Consider the following 21,499-nt stretch of genomic DNA (forward strand, 5'->3'; position numbering starts at 1 on the left):
GACATCCCGAACGTCTCCCGCGACGGGAGCATTCCCGTCAGCCGACGATCTCCCGCACGATCCACTCCAGAGTCGACTCGACCACGATCGCCATCGCGTCGTCCTCGGTGAGCGGACCGCGCTTGGGTACGGCGAGGCCGTGGTCGCCGCCCGGGACCACGGCCAGGTCGGTGCGGCCGGGCAGCGGGTCGGGGAACTCGTCGGGCCGGCCGAACGGATCCCGCTCCCCCTGGACGACGAGGGTGGGGACGCCCGCGCCGGCGAGCTCGTCGAGCCGGGAGCGCTCCGGCCGGCCCGGCGGGTGCAGCGGGAAGGACAGCGCCAGGCAGCCGGCGGCCCCCAGTTCGGCCGCGGTGCGGCAGGCGGATCGGGCGCCGGCGGAGCGGCCGCCGACGACCAGCGGGGTGCGGACCCGCAGCACGGCCGCCGCGGCCCGCAGGCCGACGTCGAGGGTGGCCGGCGGGCTGGCGACCTTGCGGCCCGCCCGGCGCCAGGGCTGCTCGAACCGGGCGACGCTGATCCCCTGCCCCGGCAGCTGCGCGGCGAGCGCCACGAGGTCGCGGGCCTCGATGCCGCCCCCGGCGCCGTGGCTGACGAGCAGGGTGGCCAGCGGCCGCCGGGCCCGGCGGATCACGAGCCGGCCCTCGCCGTACGCGGTGTCGACGAGGCGCTCGGTGCTCACAGGAGGGTCCCCTGTCCGTCATCGCCGTGATCGGCATCAGTGTCGGCCTCGACGTCTTCGTGCAACAGCGGCTCGACCAGCTCGGGGCCGTTGTTGGCGACATTGCCGACCGCGGGCGAGACGGGGTACGCCGTCAGCCCGGTCTGCTGCGCCGGGCGGAGCAGCCGCAGCAGGCCGGGCAGGTCGTCCTCCGGCGTGCGCGGGTCGAGCCACTCGTGCCGCCGGCCGGCGTCGACGAGCAGCGGCATCCGCTCGTGGATCCGGCCGAGGTCGTCGGGGGCGTCGGTGGTGAGGACCGTGCAGGTCCAGCGGAACCGGTCGTCGGCGTCCTCGGGCTTCGCCGGGTCCCGCCAGATCTCGTAGAGGCCGGCCATGCCGAGGCTGGATCCGTCGCCGGAGGTGATGAAGAAGGGCTGCTTGCGCGCCTTGCCCTTGGCCGTGCGCTGCTGGGTCTCGTACCACTCGAAGTAGCCGTCCGCGGGCAGGATGCAGCGCCGGGCGGCGAACGCCCGGCGGAAGGCCGGCTTCTCGGCGACCGACTCCATCCGCGCGTTGATCAGCCGGCTGCCGAGGCTCGCGTCCTTCGCCCACGACGGGATCAGTCCCCAGCGCAGCGACCGCAGCTGGCGCACCGGCTCGTCCTCGCCCTTCGGGACCCGCTCGACGACGGCGTACACCTCGTCGGTGGGCGCGACATTCCACGACGGCGGGATCGCCCGCTCGAGGCGCGGGTCGAGCACCTCGAACTCGTCGACCAGGTCGTCGGTGCTCCGGCTGGAGGCGTAGCGCCCGCACATGGCGATCAATCTATCGGCATCCATCGGCATGGACCGGCGGCGCCGGGGTACCGACCGACCATGGCACTGAGCAGACTGATCGCCCGACCGCTGCTGGCGTCGTACTTCCTGGCCAACGGCGCCCAGGACCTCAAGGACGCGCCCGCGCTCGCCCAACAGGCCGCGCCGGTCACCGAGGCCGTCGTCCCGGTGGTCGACAACGCGACGCCCGAGAACGTGTCGGTCCCCCGCGACCCGGTGCTGTGGGTCCGCGCCAGCGGCGCGATCCAGATCGCCGCCGGGCTCGCGCTCGCGACGGGGCGCTTCCCGCGGATGTCCGCCGCAGTGCTCGGCGTGACGCTGATCCCGTCGACCGCCGCCCGGCACCGGTTCTGGGAGGCCACCGACAAGGACCAGCGCCGCGACCAGCTCACCCACTTCGTCAAGAACGCCGCCCTGGCGGGCGGCCTCCTCATCGCCGCCATGGACACCGCGGGCAAGCCCGGTGTCGCGTGGCGCGCCCAGCACGCCGCCCACGACGCGCGCCGCGAGGCCGCGCTGGTGGGTGCGAAGGTGAAGGCGCGGGTTCACTAAGCCTCATGCCGTAACCCGAGCGCTCCGCCGGGCGTTCGCGGAGCATGACCCGGACCACCCTCGGCGCGCTGGTGCTCGCCCTGCTCGCCGCTCTGGCGACGCCAGGCGTCGCCAGAGCGGCCGCCCGCGACGAGCCGCGCAACGGCGTCGAGTCGATGACGCCGGACCAGGCGTTCGCCGCGGCCAGCGCGGCGCTGGGCGCGGCGACCGACGTGTCCTACGAGGGATCGGTCGACGCCAACCTCGTCGGCAGGCGGCTGCGCTACCAGTCGACGCGGGTGACCACGCCCCAGGGCTGCGCGGAGACGCTGCGACGGGGCGGCTTCGTGGTGCGCTATGTCGTGAAGGGCGGGAAGGCCTATCTCAAGGCGCCGAAGAAGTACTGGAAGGCGCACCAGGCGCCCGGATGGGCCGCGCGCCGGCTGCACGGCCGGTGGGTGAAGGGGAAGGCGAGCAAGGCCGAGCGGGAGGCCTGCCGGCCGGCCGCCATGGTGCCGCTCGCGCACGCCTCGGCGTTCGCGGCGCAACCCTACGAGCGGCACGTCCGCGGCCGCCCGGGCATCCAGTTCGACGGGAGCGACGGGGTCGACCCGATGGTGGTCATCGTCGCGACCACCGGGCCCCCGCACGTGACGAAGGTCAGCTGGGGCACCAGCGAGGACCGCTCGGTGTACGAGCTCACCGCGGTCGACGTCGGCGTGCGGATCGTCAAGCCCAGGAAGGCCAGGACGGTCCGCGGCTGGCTGCGATAGGACCGTCGGTGCGCGGGCTCGTAGACTGCGGCGGGAGATGACGACTCCCGCCACGCACGCCGACCTCTGGCCCGCGCCCACCACGACCGAGCCGATCGACGCCACGGTGACCCTGCCGGGCAGCAAGTCGCTCACCAACCGGGCGCTGGTGCTGGCGGCGCTGGCCGACGGGCCCTCCGTCGTACGACGGGCGCTGCGCTCGCGCGACACGCTGCTGATGGCGCAGGCGCTCACGGCGCTCGGCGCGCGGGTCGACACGTCGGGCGAGGCCTGGGCGGTGACACCGCTCGACGGCACCGTGCCGGAGGGGCGGGCGGCCGTGGACTGCGGGCTGGCGGGGACCGTGATGAGGTTCGTGCCACCGGCGGCGGGACTGGTGCGCGGCGAGGTCGCCTTCGACGGCGACGCGCACATGCGCAAGCGGCCGGTCGGCGAGATCCTCTCGGCGCTCGGCGCCCTCGGTCTGCGGATCGACAGCGCCGACGGCGCGCTGCCGTTCACCGTGCACGGCGCGGGCGCGGTCCCCGGCGGCACAGTGGTGATCGACGCGTCGGCCTCCTCGCAGTTCGTGTCCGCGCTGCTGCTGGCGGGGGCGCGCTTCGACGCGGGCGTCGACGTACGCCACGACGGCAGGCCGATCCCCTCGCTCCCCCACATCGAGATGACGATCGCGATGCTGCGCGACCGCGGTGTGGTCGTCGACGACGGCGACGCGAACCGGTGGGCGGTGGCGCCCGGCCCGATCGCGGCGTACGACGAGTCGATCGAGCCCGACCTCTCCAACGCCGCGCCCTTCCTGGCGCTCGCGGCGGTGTCCGGCGGATCCGTGACGGTGCGGGACTGGCCGCTCTCCACCACCCAGGCGGGCGACGCACTGCGCGACCTGCTCGCGCGGATGGGCTGCACGGTCTCGCGGGTGGCGGCCGGCCTCCGGGTCACCGGTCCGGCCGAGGGCTGGCGCGGGCTGCAGGGCCTGGACGCCGACCTGCACGACGTCGGCGAGCTCGCCCCCGCGGTCGCCGCGCTGTGCGCGCTCGCGCAGACCCCCTCGCACCTCACCGGCATCGCCCACATCCGCGGGCACGAGACCGACCGGCTCGCCGCGCTGGCCCGCGAGCTCGGCGCGCTCGGCGCCGATGTCGAGGAGCACCCGGACGGGCTCACCCTCCGCCCGGCTCCCCTGACCGGCGGCGTGTTCCACACCTACGCCGACCACCGGATGGCCCACGCGGGCGTGATCGTCGGCGCCGCCGTCCCCGGCGTGCTGGTCGAGGACGTCGCGACCACCAGCAAGACCTTCCCCGACTTCGCCGGGTTCTGGTCCGGGCTGCTCTGATGCCCCGGTACGACGAGCACGACGTCGAGCACTACGACCGACCGCGCCGTCGTACCAGGCCCCGGACCAAGGAGCGTCCCTCCTACGACGACGCCCACGACGGGCTCGTCGTGACCGTCGACCGCGGGCGGTTCACGCTGCTCGTCGAGGACCGCACGGTGCTGGCGATGAAGGCCCGGCCGCTGGGGCGCAAGGGCGTGGTCGTGGGCGACCGGGTGCGCGTGGTCGGCGACGTGTCGGGAGCCGAGGGCTCGCTGGCGCGGATCGTCGAGGTCACCGAGCGGCGCAGCACCCTGCGTCGTACCGCCGACGACGACGACCCGGTCGAGCGGGTCATCGTCGCCAACGTCACCCAGCTCGTCGTCGTCACCGCCCTCGCCGACCCCGAGCCGCGGCCGCGGTGGATCGACCGCGCCCTGGTGGCGGCGTACGACGGCGGCATGACGCCGCTGCTGTGCCTCACCAAGGCGGACCTGGCCGACCCGGAGACCCTGCTGTCGACGTACCGCTCCCTCGGCGTGCCGTGGGAGGTCACCCGCCGCGAGCCCGACCGCACCATCGTCGGCCTCGACGCGCTGCACGACCGGCTGCGCGGCCAGACCAGCGTGCTGATCGGGCACAGCGGCGTCGGCAAGTCGACCCTCGTCAACGCGCTGGTCCCCGAGGCGCGGCGCGAGACCGGCCACGTGAACGCGGTGACCGGGCAGGGGCGGCACACCTCCACCTCCGCGGTGATGCTTCCGCTCACGGCCGGCGACGGCTGGATCATCGACACCCCCGGCATCCGGTCCTTCGGGCTCGCGCACGTCCAGCCCGAGCACCTGATCGAGGCCTTCCCCGACCTCGACGAGATGACCGAGGACTGCCCCCGCGGCTGCACCCACGGCGACGACGAGCCCGAGTGCGGCCTCGACGAGGCGGTCGCCTCCGGGGACGCCGACCCCGAGCGGGTCGCCTCCTTCCGCCGCCTCCTCGCCGCCCGCTCCGTCACCGACTACTGAGCCGACGGCGCGAACGCGTCGCTCGTGCCTCGCGCCGCGCTGGCGTGCGTCAGCCGTCGATGCGCCAGGTGGCCTGCGCGCCGGCGTCGCCGGTGAGGACGACCAGGACGATGGTGGCGATCGCGGCGAGGGCGGTCAGCGCGGTGGCGACGGTGCGGGCGGCGCCGGGGCGGGTGTGGAGCCACGCGGTGGCGAACGCGAGCACCGCGAACACGCTGGCCCCGATGCGGAGCCGCTCGGCCCACTCCTCGTGGTCGTCGATCCGCTCGGCGAAGGCGCCGGTGACGGTGCCGAACCGGTCCTCGCGCAGGTCCTCGCCGGAGAGGTACGCGACCCAGACGCTGGCGACCGACACCGCGACCAGGACGACCAGCGGCCAGCGCAGCCGGTCGCGCCACGAAGGCACGCAGTAGCCGAGCGCGGCCAGACCGGCGAGCGGCGTGAAGACCACGGCCGCGTGCACGACGAGCGGATGGAGCGGGACGCCGTTGATCTCCATGATCGCATCCTGCACGACCGGCGGTCGCCCGAACAGGCCCGCGCGCGACGGGAGCACTAGGGTGCAGGCGTGGCAGCCCCCGACTACACCGACGACCTGCGCCTGGCGCACCTGCTCGCCGACGACGCGGACTCGCTCACCCAGGCCCGGTTCCGGGCGCTCGACCTGCATGTCATGAGCAAGCCGGACCTCACCCCGGTGACCGACGCCGACCAGGCCGTCGAGGAGTCGATCCGCCGCACCCTCTCCAAGGCGCGCAGCCGCGACGCCGTCACCGGCGAGGAGCAGGGCACGTCGGGCCACTCCCAGCGCCGCTGGGTGATCGACCCGATCGACGGCACCAAGAACTACGTCCGCGGCGTCCCCGTCTGGGCCACCCTGATCTCGCTCGTCGTCGACGACGAGGTGGTGCTCGGCGTCGTGTCCGCGCCCGCGCTGCAGCGGCGGTGGTGGGCCTCGGCCGGCCAGGGCGCCTGGACCGGCCGGTCGCTGATGAAGGCGACCGAGTGCCGTGTGTCCGACATACGACGGCTCGAGGACGCGTCGTTCTCGTACTCCTCGATCCGCGGCTGGGAGGACCGCGGCCTCGGCGAGGACATGCTCGCGCTGATGCGCCGGGTGTGGCGGACCCGGGCCTACGGCGACTTCTGGTCCTACATGCTGCTCGCCGAGGGCGCCGTCGACCTGGCCGCGGAGCCCGAGCTGGAGCTGTACGACATGGCCGCGCTCGACGTCATCGTGCGCGAGGCCGGCGGCCGGTTCACCTCGCTGGAGGGCCGCGACGGCCCCTGGGGCGGCAACGCGCTGGCCAGCAACGGCCACCTCCACGAGGCCGCGCTGTCCTTCCTCGGCAGCGTCCCCGACAGCGGCGACGACCCGGACTGGCCGCGATCCGGCCCCGGCAGCGTCTCCGATCTGCGCTCCCGCCGACACCGCGTGTCGGACGAGAGCAGTGACGACGAGGACGACGCCGAGTAGCCTGCGTCACATGCGCATCGCCGACGTCCTCCAGTCGAAGTCGCTCCGCGACGTGGTCACCATCAGTCCCGAGGCGGGGGTGCGCGAGCTGCTCGCGACCCTGTCCGAGCACAACATCGGCGCCGTGGTGGTGAGCACCGACGGCGTCTCCCTGGACGGGATCGTGTCCGAGCGCGACGTCGTACGCCGCCTCCACAGCGACGGCACCGTCATCAACAACGTCGTCTCGGCGATCATGACCACCGAGGTGAGCACCTGCTCCCCCGACGACGACCTCGACGACGTCCTGCAGCTGATGACCGAGCTGCGGTTCCGCCACATCCCCGCCACCGACGGCGACCAGGTGGTCGGCATCGTCAGCATCGGCGACCTGGTCAAGCACAAGATCGACCAGCTGCAGTTCGAGCGCGACCAGCTCGACAGCTACGTGCACCAGAGCTGACGTACAGGCAACAGCAAACCCCAGCGCGCGAGCGCAGCGAAGCGCGGTAGCCGACCCGGCGGAAACTGCCCGCGAGCGCAGCGAGCCGGGGCAGTTTCCGCCGGGTCGGCGGGCGCGGAAGGTCAGTTCGCGCCGGGTCGACGGCGCCTCGAGGTCAGTTTGCGCCGGGTCAGCGCGCGCAGGCGGACCACGGGGCCGCGCCCGAGCAGCCACCGGCCGAGCCGGCGCACGCGCCCGGCCAGCGCGCTCCGCACCCGGGCGAGGCCGGCGCGCCAGGGCACCGACGCGAGCGAGAAGCGGGCCAGCAGCCGTCGCCACCAGGGCGTGGCCCTGCGGATCCGCTTGAGCGCGGTGTCGATGTCGGCCCAGTAGGCGCGGGCCTCCTCGAGGCTCGGCTCCCCCTCGCCGTACACGTGGCGGTCGGCGGTGTGGGCGAGCGTGACCACGGGTACGGCGTCGTACCGCTCGGCGACGGCGTAGGCGCTCTCGCGCCGGGTGGATCCCGGCGTGGTGCGGACGCCGAGGTCGCGCACCCGGTCGGCGAGCTCGTGCCAGGCGCCGGTCAGCCGCAGGGTCGCGTCGCCGGCCCGCCGGCGGCGGCGCCGGCGCAGGAGCTTGAAGAGCAGCACGCCCCACAGCGGGGAGAGCAGGAGCACCACCTTGGCGACGTCGAGGAGGATCCCGAGGATCGTGCCCAGGACGGCCAGGACGTCGAGGTCCTTGCGCTGGCCGTCGCCCTGCTGGAGGTTGTCGGTGGCCTCCTTCGGCTCCCCGGGGACCCGCGGGGGCTGCAGGACCTGCGGCTGGGGGTCCTCGTTGGGGTCGTCATTGGGCCGGCGGAGCTTCTGATCCTCCGGCGGGGTGGGGTCGAAGGGCACCCAGCCCGCGTCCTTCAGCTTGACCTCGGTCCAGGCGGTGACGTTCTCGCCGCGGACCTCGCCGCCGGGCGGGACCTTGAAGCCGATGACGACCCGGATCGGCAGGCCCAGCCGCTGGCCGATCAGCGCCATCGCGGCGGCGTACTGCTCGGCGTTGCCGACCGGCGTCGCGGTCTTGGCGAGGACCGCCAGCCGGCTGGCGCCGTGTCCGGCGGGCACGTCGTCGTCGATGCCGTCGGAGTAGAAGCCGTGCTCGCGGAAGGAGTCGCGCAGGAACTGGGCCAGCAGGCCGCCGGGGCCGCCGCTGAAGCCGTCCTCGGTCCGCCAGCGCTGGACCCGCTCGACCAGCTCCTCGGGGACGATCGCGGGCGGCGGCAGCGAGACCGAGCCGTCGGCGTCGAGCGCCGAGATCTCCTCCTCGACCGGGTCGAGGGGGGCGATCGCCTCGACCTCGAAGGTGGTGCCCCGCTCGACGCCGCCGATCTGCGCGACGGTCCCGGTCTCGCGGTTGATGACCAGCTCGCCGGCGGCCTCGCCGTCGGTGCGCCCGTCCCTGACCGGCGTCATCGACAGGGTCTCCCCGACGCTGGGGACCCACACGCCGGTGTAGTCGTTGATCGTGATCCGGCCGTGGACGGTCGCCCTCGCGTTGGCGTCCGGGTCGTTGCGCAGCCGCCGGAAGGTGCCGGAGTCGTGCGCGGACCCCGGACCGCCGGAGACGTTCCACACGATGCCGTCGTAGGTGTCCATCACCGCGAACCGCACGAGCGTGCCGCTGTCGAGCCCGTCGACGGTGAAGAGCGTCGTGCCGGTCCGGATCGGCTCCTTCTTGTAGGCCCGGAACTTCGCCAGCGGGCTCGGGTAGTCGCGCGGGTCGAAGGGCGGGTCCACGTGGTCGCGCAGCACCACCCGGTTGGCGTCCGGGTCGGCCAGCGCGCCCAGACCGGTGGCGGCGCCGCCCGCGACGCCGACGACGACGAGCGTCGCCAGCACCCGCCGGCCCCACCGGGCCCGCACGTGCCGCAGCGAGCGCCAGCGCAGCCAGACGACGCCGACGACCGCGACGACCAGGCCGCGGGTCAGCGCGGCCTGGGCCGCGACGTCGCCGAACGCCGAGGCGAGGACCAGGACCAGGCCGAGGACCAGGCCGGCCAGTCCCGGCCACCGCGATCGCCAGAGCAGGAGCGCGGCGACCAGGCCGCCCAGCAGGCCGGTGACGAGCGGGACGATCAGCACCACGCCGTTCTCGCCCAGCGGCACCGGCAGGGTCAGCGCCTCGCGCCACGCGTGCACCAGCCCGACGACCAGGTCGCGCAGCGAGTCGGCCGTGGGGACGTACCCGCCGCGCGCCCGAGTGGGGACGGCGACGGCCGAGCCGACGAGGAGGTACGCCGCGGCGGCGGCCAGCGCGGTGGACCAGGGCCCCCAGCGCCAGCGCGCGGCCAGCCAGGCCACCGCGATCCCGAGGGCCAGGCCGACGACGACGGCGAGCAGCCAGCGGCGGCCGGTGTAGGCCTCGCCCAGCGGCCACGCGCAGAGGATCCCGAGGACCAGCAGCAGCGCGACGTCCACCAGGACCAGCCACCAGGGCGGCAGCGAGCCGCGGCCGCGCCGGCGGTCCGGGACGATCTCCACCGGCCGGGCGCCGCCCGAGGCGGAGCGCACCGGGGGCGGGACGGGACCGCTCGCGGGGCGGCTCACGCGGACACCCGTCGTACGGCGACGCCGAGCTCCTCGAGTCGCCCGACCGTGGCGACCCCGAGGTCGCCGAGCCAGCGCACCGACGGCTCCTGGCCGACCAGGCAGCGCACCGCGATCACCCGGGTGTCGACGGGCAGGAACTGCCGGGCGCGGCGCAGGTCGGTGATGGTGACGCCCGAGCCGATGCACAGCACCATGACGCTGGCGGCGAGCTCGTCGACGCTCAGGCGGCGCGCCACCTCGACCAGCCGGCGCGCCTGCCAGTCGTAGGTCAGGCCGGAGAGCCCGTCGAGGAAGCGCTGGGCGCTGACGGCGGGCAGCGAGCCGTGGGAGGCCACCGCGCTCAGCCGCTGGCCGTCGGCGAGGGCCTGGGTGCCGAGCGAGCCGGCGACCGAGATGGCCAGCTCGAACTCGTCGTCGCTGGCGTAGTCCTCGAGCCGCGAGCTCACCATGGTCAGCAGGTGGGAGCGCCGGGTCTCCTCGAACTGGCGGACCATGAGGGTGCCGGTCTTGGCGCTCGACTTCCAGTGGATGTGCCGGCGGTCGTCGCCGGCGACGTACCCGCGCAGCGCGTGGAAGGAGACGTCGTTGTCGGAGACCTTCGGCACCGTGCGGCCCTCGAGGTCGCGGACCAGGCCGGCGGCCGAGCCGTCGACGCGCAGCGTCTTCGGGTGGACGTAGAGGGTGTCCATCTCGCTGAGGTGGCGCTCGCGGCGCAGCAGCCCCAGCGGGTCGGCCCGCACCGCCGTGACCGGGCCGACGTCGAGCACCGCCCGGTGTGCGGTGGGGACCGCGAACAGCTCCTCGTGCTCCGCGCCGGGCGCGAGGCCCGGGAGCTCGAAGGCGGCGCGGCCGGCGCCCACCGGGAACTCGACGACCAGCGCCCGCGAGCGGTGGCCGCTGGGGTTGACGACGGTGAGGTAGCCGTTGGCCCGCTCCCCCACGATCACCCGGTCCCGGGCGAGGTCGAGCCGCGCCAGGAGCGGCAGCCGGCCCACCACGAAGACCACCGCCAGCAGCAGCACCAGCGCCAAGAAGATCCCGCCGCCGAGGAGCTCGCGCCACCGCAGCAGCGGACCGGCCACCAGCAGCGCGAGCGCCATCGCGGCGACCACCCACCCCGCGGGCGTGACCGCTCCCGTGACCGGCGCCACCGCCCGGCGTACCCGCTGCGTGCGGTCGGCGACGCCGTCGCGCAGCCGGCCGGCCAGCGCCTGCCGGCGGCGGGAGAGATCGGAGAGCGTACGGCGCGCGCCGGCCGCCCAGGAGCGGGGACCCTTCATCGACTCATCGGCCGCCCACCGGCTCCAGGGGGACGGAGACCCGCTCGAGGACCCGGCGGACGACCTCCTCGGTGGTCGTGCCGCGGAAGTCCTCCTCGGGGTCGAGGACCATCCGGTGCGCCAGCACCGGGATCGCCAGGGTCTTCACGTCGTCGGGGACGACATAGCTGCGGCCGTAGGACAGCGCCCACGCCCGGGCCGCGCGGACCAGGGCGAGGCCGGCCCGGACGCTGGTGCCGAGGACGACCTCGGAGGCCTCCCGGGTGCCCTCGGTGATGCTGGAGACGTACTCGTAGACCGCCGGCTCGACGTGGACCTGCTGGGCGAGGCGGATCAGGTGCAGCACGTTGTCGCCGCTGATGATGGGGTGCAGGACGGCGGCGGCCTTGCCCTTCGGGGCGTTGGCGAGGATCTCGACGGTGTGGGCGTGGTCGGGATAGCCGAGCGAGGTCTTGACCAGGAACCGGTCGAGCTGGGCCTCGGGCAGCCGGTAGGTGCCGGCCTGCTCGATCGGGTTCTGGGTCGCGATCACCATGAAGGGCTGGTCGACCTGGTGGGTGACGCCGTCGACGGTGACCTGGTTCTCCTCCATCACCTCCAGCAGCGCCGACTGGGTCTTCGGCGAGGCGCGGTTGATCTCGTCGGCCAGGACCACGTTGGAGAAGATCGGACCCTGGTGGAACTCGAACTGCTGGCTGCGCTGGTCGAAGATCGTCACGCCGGTGACATCGCTCGGGAGCAGGTCGGGCGTGAACTGGATCCGGTGGTGGTCGCCCTGGATCGTCTGCGCGATCGCCCGCGCCAGCGAGGTCTTGCCCGTGCCCGGGTAGTCCTCGAGCAGCAGGTGCCCCTCGGCGAGCAGGGTGACGAAGGCGAGCCGGACGACCTCGGTCTTGCCGACGATGGCCTGCTCGACGTTGGCGACGAGCTGGGCGAAGGTCTGCGAGAACCACTCGGTCTCTTCGGCGGTGAGCGACATGGCGTCCTTTCGGGCGATCAGCGGGAGGAGGTCAGTTCTTCGGCGCGGTGCGGGTCTCGTCACGGACGGTGACGGTGGCGTTCCCGGAGCCGGTGAACCAGCAGCCGTCGCCGCCGGCGTAGAACCAGAGCCGGCCGTTGCCGTCCGCGGTCACGTCGCGGCTGAGCGACCCGCAGGTGTCGGGATTGGGCTGGATGCCGGAGGAGATGGTGACCTGCGCGGGCTGGCTCGATCTCAGGAAGCCGTACCCCTCGACCTTCAGCTTGCACCGCAGGCCGCACTCGAACTTGACCGTGAGGTCCTGGTTCTTCGACGCGGCGGTCAGGGAGACCGGGTCGCTGAACTGCCGGTCGTCGGTCGCGGACGAGATCGTCCGGGCCCGGATGGTCCGCTGCGTGCCGCCCTCCGGCACCTCGACCTGGAAGGTCCCGCTGACGGTCTGCCAGTTCGCCCCGCCGTCGGTGCTGACCTGCACCCCGGTGACGGGCCGGCCGTTCTCGGCGCCCGACTGGATCGGGAAGTCGACCAGGTAGTAGCCGTTGCTCGTGGTGTCGGTGAGCCGCGGCGCGCCGGGCTTGCCCCAGGTGTCGACGTCGCCGAGCTGGGTCGGCTGGCCCTCCACGGAGCGGTCGCCGTTGTAGGTCACCGCCCACACCTTGACGTAGTGGCGCCCGTTCTCCGGGAAGGTGATCCGCTGGCCGCCCCCGGGGGCCGACCCGACCGTGGTCGACCAGCCGGTGCTGGACTGCACGACGTAGTGGCGGATCCCGAGGCCGCCGTCGTCGGCGGGCGGGTCCCAGGCGAGGACCGCGGTCCGGTCGGACGGCGACTCCCCGACCTGGCGCAGGTTGCGCACGGGCCCGGCCTTGGTCCACGGCCGTCCCGAGACGCTCGGGCTGCGGTCGCTGGTCCCGGCGTCGTTGGTCGCCGCCACCGTGAACGTGAACGTCTGCCCCTTCCGGATCCCGTCGCTCGGGTCGAAGGTCTTCGAGGAGGCGGAGGCGTCGACGACGTACGTGCCCCGGTTGCAGCCGTTGCAGGTGATCGTGTAGCTCGTCACGTCGTTGCCGTTGCTCTGCGACTGCGACCACTTGGCCCAGTCGATGCGCACCCACGGCTGCTCGGTGTAGTTGTCGGCCTCGCTCGCCGTCAGCTGCGGGGGCGCGCCCGAGCGCATCGGGATGCCGAAGGGCGTCGCGGACTTCGAGGCGTCCGAGAACTGCCGCCGCGGCTCCACCTCGTTGACCGCCCGGATCTCGAAGGCGTACGGCGTCCCGTTGCTCAGGCCGGGGATCACCATCGAGGTGGCGCTTCCCGACGCCTGCCAGGTCCGGCTGCTGCCGGCCTCCTTGATCTCGTACGCCGTGATCGGCGAGCCCTCGTTGCGCGGCGGGGTCCAGCGGACGGTCAGCTGGCGGTCCATCTTGCCGCCGGTGGGCTTCGGCTCGACGACGATGGTGGGCGGGGTCATCAGGTCGGGCGCCTTGTTGGGGACGATCTCCTCCGACGACGGGCTCTCCTGGCCCCATCCCTCGCTGTTCCGGGCGCGCACGGTGAAGGTGTAGGCCTCGCCCGGCGTCAGGCCGACGAGGCGGCAGGTGGTCGCCGTGCAGCTCTGCCGGAAGTCGTGGTCGCCGATGACCTCGTACTCCTCGATGGGGGCGCCGTTGTCCTCGGGCTCGCGCCACGACAGCACCGCCGAGGACGCCTCGACCGAGGACAGGGTCGGGCGCTGGGGGGCGCCCGGGACGTCGACCACCTCGACATTGATCCGCGCGGTGACCTCGCGCGCGCGGTCGCCGGAGGCGTCGGCGACGCTGACCTTGATCGTCGAGGTGCCGGTCCCCGTCGGCGTGAAGGAGACCGCGGACCCGTCGACCTCGAGCCCGGTCAGCCGGCCGGACCCCTCGACCTGCGGGTTGCTGGCCTCGATCGGCTCGCCCGGGAACGGGTTGACGGCGTAGTCGGCGATGTCGACCGACATCGACCGGTCCTTGGTGGCGGTCACGCTGATGACCGGGACCTGCAGCAGGGGACGGTCGCTGCCGACCACCCGCGCCGTCACGACGCCCTCGTCCTGTCCGTCGTGCCCGTCGTCGGCCACGACGTGGACCCGCAGGGTGTCGCCGTCCTTCGCGCCCCCGCCGGCCTTGACCGACAGGATGCTGCCGTCCGAGGCGACGCTGGCGCTCAGGCCCGGGTCGGCGGCCTTCACCGACCAGGTCATGGTCGCGAGGTCGTCCTCGTTGGCGTCGCGGGTGAGCCCGGCCAGGTCGACCTCGGCGGCGTCGCCGTCGACGGTGACGTCGACGGCGGCGTCGCGCATCACGGGCGCGACGTTCCCGGACGGGCGGACGTCGATCGGGATCGTCAGCAGCGAGGTGAGGGCGGCGTCCTCGGCCGCCGTCCGGCCGTCGGTCACCGCGACGGTGACCGAGGCGGGGCCGACGTGACCGCGGGCCGGGGTGAACGCGAGCGAGGTGGGCTCGCCGTCGACCGGGTTGACGGCGCCGTTGACGGCGGTCGGCATCGAGTCCGGGACGATCCGGGCCTCGCGGCCGGCACGGGTGACGACGAGGTCCTGCAGGTCGAAGACCACCTCCTCGCCCGCGACCGCCTTCACCGGGATCCGCTCCTCGTCGGTGGTGAGCTGCGGCGGCACGTTGTCGGTGCCGGTGACGAAGATGACGCCGAAGGTCCCCGTCGACTCCTCGTCCGCGTCGTCGAGCCGGTAGAGCACGACCTGGTCCTCGGCCTTGAGCCGGATCTTGACCGTCTTCTCGCCGATGACCTGGCACTCGCCCTGGCTGCCCGCGTCGCAGCCGCTCACGCGCAGGTCGGCCTTCGCCCCGTCGAAGTCGAGGTCGTTGTCGAGCACCGGGACCTCGACCATGGCTCCGGGGTCGCGGCCGATGATGTCGCCCAGGTCGGCGACGTCGTCGCGGGCGATCGGCGCGTAGAACGGGGCGTCTCGGCTCGCCGAGACCTTGAGCACGGCGTTGTCGCGCGCGCCGGCGGCGTCCTCGATGGTGTAGCCGATGTTCGTCGCCGCGGCTCCGGTGTCGGGCGCGTCGCCGACCTCGAGCTCGATGAAGCCGTTCTCGTGCTTGGCCTCCTTGGTGCTGTTGAGCTGGGCGATGCGCAGCGGGTCGTCGTCGGGGTCGACGTCGTTGGTCAGCACGTTGTAGGAGATGGTCCGGTTCGGCTGGACCAGGACGTTGTCGTCCAGCGCGACCGGCGGCTGGTTCTCCGTCTCCTCCGGGACGACGCCCACGCGCACCTCGGCGACGCCGGTGGCGCCGTACTTGTCCTGCACCAGGATCTGGAAGAAGTCGGTGCCGGTCTTGCCCTCGAAGGCCTCGTACCGGATCCAGTCCACACCGGTGTCGAGGACCCGGCCGAGGGACGGCGCCGTGAGGATGCTGCGGAACGCCACCGAGTCGCCGTCGGGGTCGGCGCCGGCGAGGTCGACGGAGATGACCTTCGGGCGCCCGGCGATCACCCGGTCGATGATGGGCTGCGGGAGCGGCGGATGGTTGTTCTTCGCCGAGTCGGCCACGACGTAGATGCTCACCTCGGCGGTGGCCTTGAGTCCGTCGGTGTCCCGGACGCCGTAGATCACCGAGTAGGTGCCCGGCTCCTCGGGCGCCCGCAGCCGCAGCGCGTCGCCCGCGACCCACACGTCGAGGTTCTGCTCGTTGATCAGGTCGGACTGGAACAGCCGGGGCTTGCCGCCGTCGGGGTCCGAGTCGTTGCCGAGCACCGGGATCGTGGTGACCGAGCCCGCGCGCACCGTCACCTGGTCCTTGTTGGCGACCGGATGGCGGTTCTCCTGGGTGGAGCGCCGCTGGGTGATGACGAGCTGGCCGACGGCCGAGCTGCGGCCGTCGGACACGACGTACTCGACCGTCGCCTGCTGGCCCACGATGTCGGTGGCCGAGCTGACCACCGCGAGCCGCTTGTCGACGACGGACACCTTCACGCCCGGGATCGAGGGGCGGCCGATCCGCTTGACGACGAGGACGTCGCCGTCGGGATCGAGGTCGTTGAGCAGCAGGTCGACCTGCGCGGTCCCGCCGGGCGTGATGACGGCCTTGTCCCGCACGGCCACCGGCGGCCGGTTGTCCTTCGGCGGCGACTCGATGTCGAGCCGGATGAGGGACGACCGCGTCGCGGAGGAGTTGTAGGCGGTGTACTCCAGGTAGTAGCTGCGCGCCCGCGCCGAGTAGAACGTGAACGTCCCGGAGTCGAGGTCCTTGGAGATCTCGGTGCCGGCGTCGTCGCCGACCACCTTGACGCTCTTCAGCGTCAGGTCGCTGCCCTCGGGGTTGCGGTCGTTGGTCAGCGGCTGGACGACGACGCGGGTGCCGGCGACGCCGGACGCCAGGTCGGGCACGAGCTCGGGCGGGGCGGTGTCGCCCAGGATCTGCACGGGCAGCTTGCCGACGAAGCTGTCGAAGCCGTCCTCGATGGTGTACTCGATCTCGGTCACCTTCGCCCCGGCCCCGGTGTCGGAGAAGGTGATCGTGCCGTCGGGGCGGAACTCCACCTCTCCGCCGCGGGCGGTGGCGTCGGTCAGGGTGAGGTCGTCGCCGTCCATGTCGAAGAAGTCGGCCAGCAGGTAGTAGCTGGACGTCGCCCCTCGCGCGACGGTGAGCCGCGGCTCGCGGTCCTCCATCATCTGCGGCTTGGTGTTCTGGCCGTCGTCGCGGATGCGCAGCCGGACCTCGGCCCAGACCTCCTCGTTCACCCGGCCGTCGGTGACGTAGTAGCGGAAGGTCGACACGCCGGTGGCGTCCGCCGGGACGGCGACCTGGAGCTGGGTGCCGCCGCCGACGATCTTGACCTCGAGCTGGGGTCCGCTGACGTGCTGGGTCTTGGAGATGCTGATGATGTCGCCGTCGGGTCGTGGTCGTTGAGCGCGACCACGGGCAGCACGGTCGAGCGGCCGGGGCGGGCGCCGAGATCGTCGTCCTGCGGCTCCGGAGGCCGGTTCTCCTGGTCCGGGATCTCGTCGGTGGTCTCCTTGAGCTTCGACTTGTTCTGGTTCTGCGGGTCCACCGCCGGCCAGTTGTCGATCTTCGCCTTGCCGGGGTCCTGCACCAGCCAGCTGTCGCCCGTGATGGCGTCGTTGAGGACCACCACGTCGCGGTTGACGCGGAACTGGAGGTGGGCGCCGGCCTGCATGCCCGGGACGGGCGAGGTGTCGTCGAAGGAGTCGTCGGCGCAGTCGCGCAGGTAGTTGTGGGGCGACTGCGGGTCGGCCCACGCGGCGTACACGCAGCCGGTGGCGGTCAGCTGCACCGGGGCCGCCGGAGCGCCGGCGACCTGGCCTCGGCTGATCCGTGACAGCCCGCCGCCGTCGACCGGGGTCCTCTCCAGGCCCTCGGCGGTCGCGAGGTAGAGGTCGTCGCTGGCGCCGGACGGCTGCTGCAGCTCGACCTCGGACGGGTCCGCCGCCTCCACCACGACCGGCTTCGCGCCGGGGCGGCGCAGCTCGAGCGAGTTCCGGTCGAACAGGACCGGGGTGTCGCCGACGACCGTCAGCGCGACCATGTCGGGGTCGGTGCCGAGCTTCCCGCCGAGGTCGATCCGGTCGCCGGCCACGGCGTTGCCGGCCTCGTCGAGGGTGACCGGCGTGATCTCGCCGTCGCGGCCGAGCACGTAGGCGCGCCCGTCGGTGCCGACGGCCGCGGTGAGGGCGCCCTCGAGGTCCGGCTGCGCGGTCTTCGCGGAGAACCCGCGCAGCCGCGCGGCCGAGCGGACCCAGGCCTTGCCGCTCACCTTGTCGACGACCGCGAAGGTCGAGCCGCCGTTGGCCACGACCGCGCCGGTGGGCAGGCCGGTCGGGTCCTGGAGGGCGGCCTTGGCCACGTCGACGGGCTTGACCGAGCGCTCCGAGGACGTGTCGTCGACGTACAGGCTGGTGGCCCGCTGGAAGATGTCGAAGTTCGCGCTCGCGGCCTCGACGCCGAGGTCGAGCTCCTTGATCTGCGGGTTGAGCCGGGCCACCAGGCCCTGGTCGCGGTTGGTGACCCAGACCCCGCCGTCGTTGAGCTCGACCTCGGTGAACGGCTTCCCGTCGTGCTGGTAGGCGAGCACCACGAGGGTGCCCAGCAGGACGGCGAGCGCCGTGGCGGACGCGGTCCGGCGCCAGCGGCGCAGCGCGGTCATCGGCCCACCACGCAGACCTGGTCGGACGGCGGCGACGGCGGGCTGCCCACCCGGGACAGGGACACCTGGATGCACACCGTCGCGTCGCGCGGCACGGTCAGCGTCTTGCTCGTCGCGGCGGTGTACTCGGGAGCGTCCTGGTCCGCGCCGTCACCCGTCAGCAGGACCTTGAACTCGTCGCGCTCACGGGGCTCGTCCTGGGTCCAGGTGAAGGTCCAGCGGGTCCCCTTGCCCGACTTGCTGACGACCGGCGCCGGGGGCACGTCGATCACGGCGTCGGGCGGGTCCTCGCCGCGCAGCGGCCCGTCCTGCGGGCCGTCGTCGCCGCCGCTGCCCGCCACCAGGGCGTACCCGACCGCGGCGACCAGCGCCACCGCGACGGCGCCGATGCCGATCCGCGCCGGCAGGGCGAGCCTGCGGTCGCCGTCGCGGCGCGGCGGCGGGCGCCGCGCGGAGGAGCTGCCGGTGGCGGCCCGGGCCGCGCCCGGCCGCGACGCGTGCTCGTCGGCCGCCGGCTGCAGCGGTCCGAGGCGCTCGTGGACCGCCGCCGGGATGATCACCGAGACCGGCCGGACCAGGGTGCGGGCGTCGTTGGGGTGTCCCTCCCCCACGGCCGCCGGGGACGCGTCCATGACCTCGAGCCGGGTCGGCGACTGCCGCAGCTCGATCTGCACGTCCTGGAGCTGCCGGCCGAGCACCATCGCGGAGACCGGGCGCTTGTCGATCTCGACCGCCATCGCCCGCCGCAGCACGTCGATCAGGGACGCCGGGACGTCGGGCCGGCGCAGCGGCGTCAGCTGCCCGCGCTCGATCCGGGTCATCAGGCTGGCGTTGTCGTTGGGCGCGTCGCGGCGCTCGTACGGCGGGTGGCCGATGAGCAGCGAGTAGAGGGTGGCGGCGAGCGAGTAGACGTCGCTGCGGACGTCGTGGCTGTCGGCGGTCAGCGACTCCGGCGGGGACCACGGGATCGACAGGCCCTGGGCGCCCGCGCCGGTCTCACCCACCACCGAGGCGATGCCGAAGTCGGTGAGGAGGGGGACGCCGAAGGTGCTGGTGAGGATGTTGTGGGGCTTGATGTCGCGGTGCAGGATCCCCGCGCGGTGGGCGGTCTCGACCGCGCTGGCGATCTTCACCCCGATGTCGAGGACCTCGCCGACCGCCAGCGGCTGGGTGCGGTAGCGCTGCGCGACGTGCGGCGGCGGGCAGAACTCCATCACCAGGAAGGCCCGGCCGTCGGAGCTCACGCCCGCCTGGTAGATCGGCACGATCGAGGGGTGGTTGGACAGCTGCGCCATCACGTTCGCCTCGGCGCGGAACAGCTCGATGGACGCCGCGTCGCTGCCGCTGCGCAGCACCTTGATCGCGACCTGCCGGGTCGGCAGCTCCTGCTGGTAGCGGAACACGTCGGCGAAGCCGCCCTCGCCGACGAGGTCGACGAAGGTGAAGCCGGGGATCTCGGGAGCGTGCATCAGCCCGCCTCGGGAGGCGCCGGCACGACCGTGGCGGTGAGCCCCTTGGACAGGGTGAGGACGTCGCCGATCGCGACCTCCGTCGCGACGCCGCGGTCCAGCGGCACCGGCACCCGGCCCTGGTGGGCGAGCAGCGTGCCGTTGGTGGACATGTCGGTCACCGTGACCCGGGAGCCGTCGGCGGCGACCTCCAGGTGGGTGCTGGAGACATAGGGGTCGTCCACGGTGACCAGCGCGGGCAGGTTCTGGCTCCCGCCGACCTGCTGGATGCGCGGGCTGCGGCCGATCAGCACCCGTCGTCGTACGGGGACCACGCGGCCGGTCGAGAGCGCCAGCGCCACGACCGGGCGGACCGGTGGGGCGGGCGGCGCCGTGGTCGGCTGGGCGGTGGCCGCGCGCAGGGCCTGCAGCTGGGCGGGCGTGATGGTGCGGCCGTCGTGCTCGGCGGACGGGTCGCCGGCCGGCGCGGGCTGCCAGTCGGGCGGGGGCGCGGCGGGGACGGATGGCGCGGCGGGCGGGGTGCGCTGGGTGCCGCGGACGACGGTGTACTCGGGTGTCGGGGGCGCGGCGGGGACGGGCGGGGAGGGCGGGACGGGTGCGGCCGTCGGCGCGGGCGCGGCCGCCGGGAGCACCGCGGGGCGCCAGGTGACCGCGCCGCTGCGGACGACGCCGGCGGTGAGCGGCAGGGCCGGGCCGTCGGGCGGCGTACCGCAGGGGACGACCTCGACCACCGCGCCCGGCGCCAGGGCCGCCGACGCCTCCGTCCACATGGTCGCGTCGCGGCCGTCGACCGAGAACCCGTCGACGCGGACGACGAGCGCGCCGCGGACCAGGATCCGGGCCTCGGCCCCGTCGACCCGCACGGCGGCGAACTCCGGCAGCGCGCGCAGGTCGCCGCGCGAGAGCACCTCGACCACGGTCGGCGCGTCGAGGCCCCGCTCGCGGAGCGCGACGACCTCGGCGAGCCGGTCGGGCGCGGCGACGACGAGGCCGTCGTCCGTGACCAGGGTCGCGAGGTCGCCGGGGAGGTAGGTCGTCATCCGGCCCTCCGCGGTGCGGGCTCGGTGTCCTCGCCGGCCGGGCCGGCGGCACCGTCGCCCACGACGTCGACGACGACGACGGTCACGTTGTCGTGGCCGCCGGCCGCGACCGCGGCGTCGACGAGGGTGAGCACGGTCCGGTCGGGGGTCATCCCCTCGGAGAGGATGTGGAGGATCGCGGTGTCGGAGAGCTCCGAGGTGAGGCCGTCGGAGCACAGCAGCAGCCGCGACCCGGGCTCGGCCGGGACCAGCGCGAAGTCCGCCTCGGAGGGGGTCAGCGCCCCGATCGCCCGGGTGACGACGTGCCGCTCCGGGTGCCCGATCGCCTCGTCGCGGGTGAGGTGGCCCGCGTCGATCAGCTCCTGCACCACCGAGTGGTCCTTGGAGATCTGCTCGAGCACGCCGTCGGCGTAGCAGTAGGCGCGGGAGTCGCCGATGTTCGCGAGCAGCCAGTAGCCGCGGCCGTCCTCCAGGACGTACGCCGCCGTGACCAGCGTGGACCCGGGCGCCGAGCTGAACTCGGCGGCCAGCGAGGCGACCCGGTTCTGCGCGGTGACGATGGCGGCCTCGACGTCGGCCGGCTGCACCTCGCGGAGCGCGGACAGGGACTCGAACGACTCCACGACCAGCCGGCTGGCCACGTCGCCCCGGGCGTACCCGCCCATCCCGTCGGCGACGAGGAACACCGGCGGCGCGACGAGCGAGGAGTCCTCGTTGACCGTCCGGACCCGCCCCGGATGGGTGCCTGCGGCATGGACGAGCCGCGTCGCCCGTCCCGGCGACGACCACGACTCGGCCCCCGTCGCGTTGACCCGCACCGCTCGAACCCCCGAGACCGTCCCCATTGCCCCATCCCCGTCGGCTGGGACGCTGCGCGCAGCCTAACCCGCGACGGGAACTGGTGAGGCATCGATG

Annotated in this window: 17 protein-coding genes; 6 read left to right on the forward strand and 11 right to left on the reverse strand. The window is 73.8% G+C overall.

The features are described from left to right. Nucleotides 1-37: 37 nt before the first annotated feature. The gene (locus tag FIV44_RS02545) at nt 38-682 is read right to left on the reverse strand and encodes an alpha/beta hydrolase family protein (protein WP_141003122.1); all 645 of its coding nucleotides are present in this window, start codon (nt 680-682) and stop codon (nt 38-40) included. Next, nucleotides 679-1,479: an SOS response-associated peptidase gene (locus tag FIV44_RS02550; RefSeq protein ID WP_141003123.1), complete on the reverse strand. Its 801-nt coding sequence runs from the start codon at nt 1,477-1,479 to the stop codon at nt 679-681. The genes FIV44_RS02545 and FIV44_RS02550 overlap by 4 nt, the downstream gene beginning before the upstream one ends. A gap of 60 nt (nt 1,480-1,539) precedes the next feature. On the opposite strand from FIV44_RS02550, the gene FIV44_RS02555 reads away from it, so the two are divergent. The 4 genes from FIV44_RS02555 to rsgA are packed head-to-tail and all read left to right on the forward strand — an operon-like array spanning nt 1,540 to nt 5,141. Next, nucleotides 1,540-2,052, forward strand: a complete 513-nt coding sequence (locus FIV44_RS02555) for a DoxX family protein (protein WP_141003124.1) — start codon at nt 1,540-1,542, stop codon at nt 2,050-2,052. A gap of 44 nt (nt 2,053-2,096) precedes the next feature. Next, nucleotides 2,097-2,804: a hypothetical protein gene (locus FIV44_RS02560; protein ID WP_141003125.1), complete on the forward strand. Its 708-nt coding sequence runs from the start codon at nt 2,097-2,099 to the stop codon at nt 2,802-2,804. Between the two features lie 37 nt (nt 2,805-2,841). Continuing rightward, the gene (aroA, locus tag FIV44_RS02565) at nt 2,842-4,140 is read left to right on the forward strand and encodes a 3-phosphoshikimate 1-carboxyvinyltransferase (protein ID WP_141003126.1); all 1,299 of its coding nucleotides are present in this window, start codon (nt 2,842-2,844) and stop codon (nt 4,138-4,140) included. Next, nucleotides 4,140-5,141, forward strand: coding sequence for a ribosome small subunit-dependent GTPase A (gene rsgA / locus FIV44_RS02570; protein WP_141003127.1), 1,002 nt, complete (start codon nt 4,140-4,142; stop codon nt 5,139-5,141). Before aroA ends, rsgA begins: the two co-directional genes overlap by 1 nt. 49 nt (nt 5,142-5,190) lie before the next feature. Here rsgA and FIV44_RS02575 read toward each other — a convergent pair whose 3' ends face one another. Beyond that, the gene (locus tag FIV44_RS02575; RefSeq protein WP_141003128.1) at nt 5,191-5,640 is read right to left on the reverse strand and encodes a DUF2231 domain-containing protein; all 450 of its coding nucleotides are present in this window, start codon (nt 5,638-5,640) and stop codon (nt 5,191-5,193) included. Nucleotides 5,641-5,709: 69 nt separating this feature from the next. Here FIV44_RS02575 and FIV44_RS02580 point away from each other — a divergent pair, with 69 nt between their 5' ends. Then, entirely contained in the window at nt 5,710-6,618 is a 909-nt protein-coding gene (locus FIV44_RS02580) for an inositol monophosphatase family protein (protein ID WP_141003129.1), read from the forward strand. A gap of 10 nt (nt 6,619-6,628) precedes the next feature. Beyond that, nucleotides 6,629-7,060, forward strand: a complete 432-nt coding sequence (locus FIV44_RS02585; protein WP_141003130.1) for a CBS domain-containing protein — start codon at nt 6,629-6,631, stop codon at nt 7,058-7,060. 122 nt (nt 7,061-7,182) lie between these two features. Here FIV44_RS02585 and FIV44_RS02590 read toward each other — a convergent pair whose 3' ends face one another. The 8 genes from FIV44_RS02590 to FIV44_RS02625 are packed head-to-tail and all read right to left on the reverse strand — an operon-like array spanning nt 7,183 to nt 21,429. Beyond that, entirely contained in the window at nt 7,183-9,639 is a 2,457-nt protein-coding gene (locus FIV44_RS02590) for a transglutaminase-like domain-containing protein (protein WP_141003131.1), read from the reverse strand. Then, nucleotides 9,636-10,922 (reverse strand): DUF58 domain-containing protein, encoded by a 1,287-nt coding sequence (locus FIV44_RS02595; protein ID WP_141003132.1) that lies wholly within the window; start codon nt 10,920-10,922, stop codon nt 9,636-9,638. The genes FIV44_RS02590 and FIV44_RS02595 overlap by 4 nt, the downstream gene beginning before the upstream one ends. 4 nt (nt 10,923-10,926) lie before the next feature. Next, the gene (locus FIV44_RS02600) at nt 10,927-11,901 is read right to left on the reverse strand and encodes an AAA family ATPase (RefSeq protein WP_141003133.1); all 975 of its coding nucleotides are present in this window, start codon (nt 11,899-11,901) and stop codon (nt 10,927-10,929) included. 31 nt (nt 11,902-11,932) lie between these two features. Then, complete coding sequence (locus FIV44_RS02605; RefSeq protein ID WP_141003134.1) at nt 11,933-16,687, reverse strand: Ig-like domain-containing protein; 4,755 nt, start codon at nt 16,685-16,687, stop codon at nt 11,933-11,935. After that, the gene (locus FIV44_RS02610) at nt 16,648-18,075 is read right to left on the reverse strand and encodes a hypothetical protein (protein ID WP_141003135.1); all 1,428 of its coding nucleotides are present in this window, start codon (nt 18,073-18,075) and stop codon (nt 16,648-16,650) included. Before FIV44_RS02610 ends, FIV44_RS02605 begins: the two co-directional genes overlap by 40 nt. Continuing rightward, nucleotides 18,072-19,544 carry a serine/threonine-protein kinase gene (locus FIV44_RS02615; RefSeq protein WP_141003136.1) on the reverse strand — a complete coding sequence of 491 codons (1,473 nt, stop codon included), beginning with the start codon at nt 19,542-19,544 and terminating at the stop codon, nt 18,072-18,074. The genes FIV44_RS02610 and FIV44_RS02615 overlap by 4 nt, the downstream gene beginning before the upstream one ends. After that, complete coding sequence (locus tag FIV44_RS02620) at nt 19,544-20,584, reverse strand: FHA domain-containing protein (RefSeq protein ID WP_141003137.1); 1,041 nt, start codon at nt 20,582-20,584, stop codon at nt 19,544-19,546. The genes FIV44_RS02615 and FIV44_RS02620 overlap by 1 nt, the downstream gene beginning before the upstream one ends. Then, nucleotides 20,581-21,429 (reverse strand): PP2C family protein-serine/threonine phosphatase, encoded by an 849-nt coding sequence (locus FIV44_RS02625; protein ID WP_141003138.1) that lies wholly within the window; start codon nt 21,427-21,429, stop codon nt 20,581-20,583. Before FIV44_RS02625 ends, FIV44_RS02620 begins: the two co-directional genes overlap by 4 nt. Nucleotides 21,430-21,499: the final 70 nt, after the last annotated feature.

The sequence above is a fragment of the Nocardioides humi genome (genome assembly GCF_006494775.1).
Taxonomy (GTDB): Bacteria; Actinomycetota; Actinomycetes; order Propionibacteriales; family Nocardioidaceae; genus Nocardioides; species Nocardioides humi.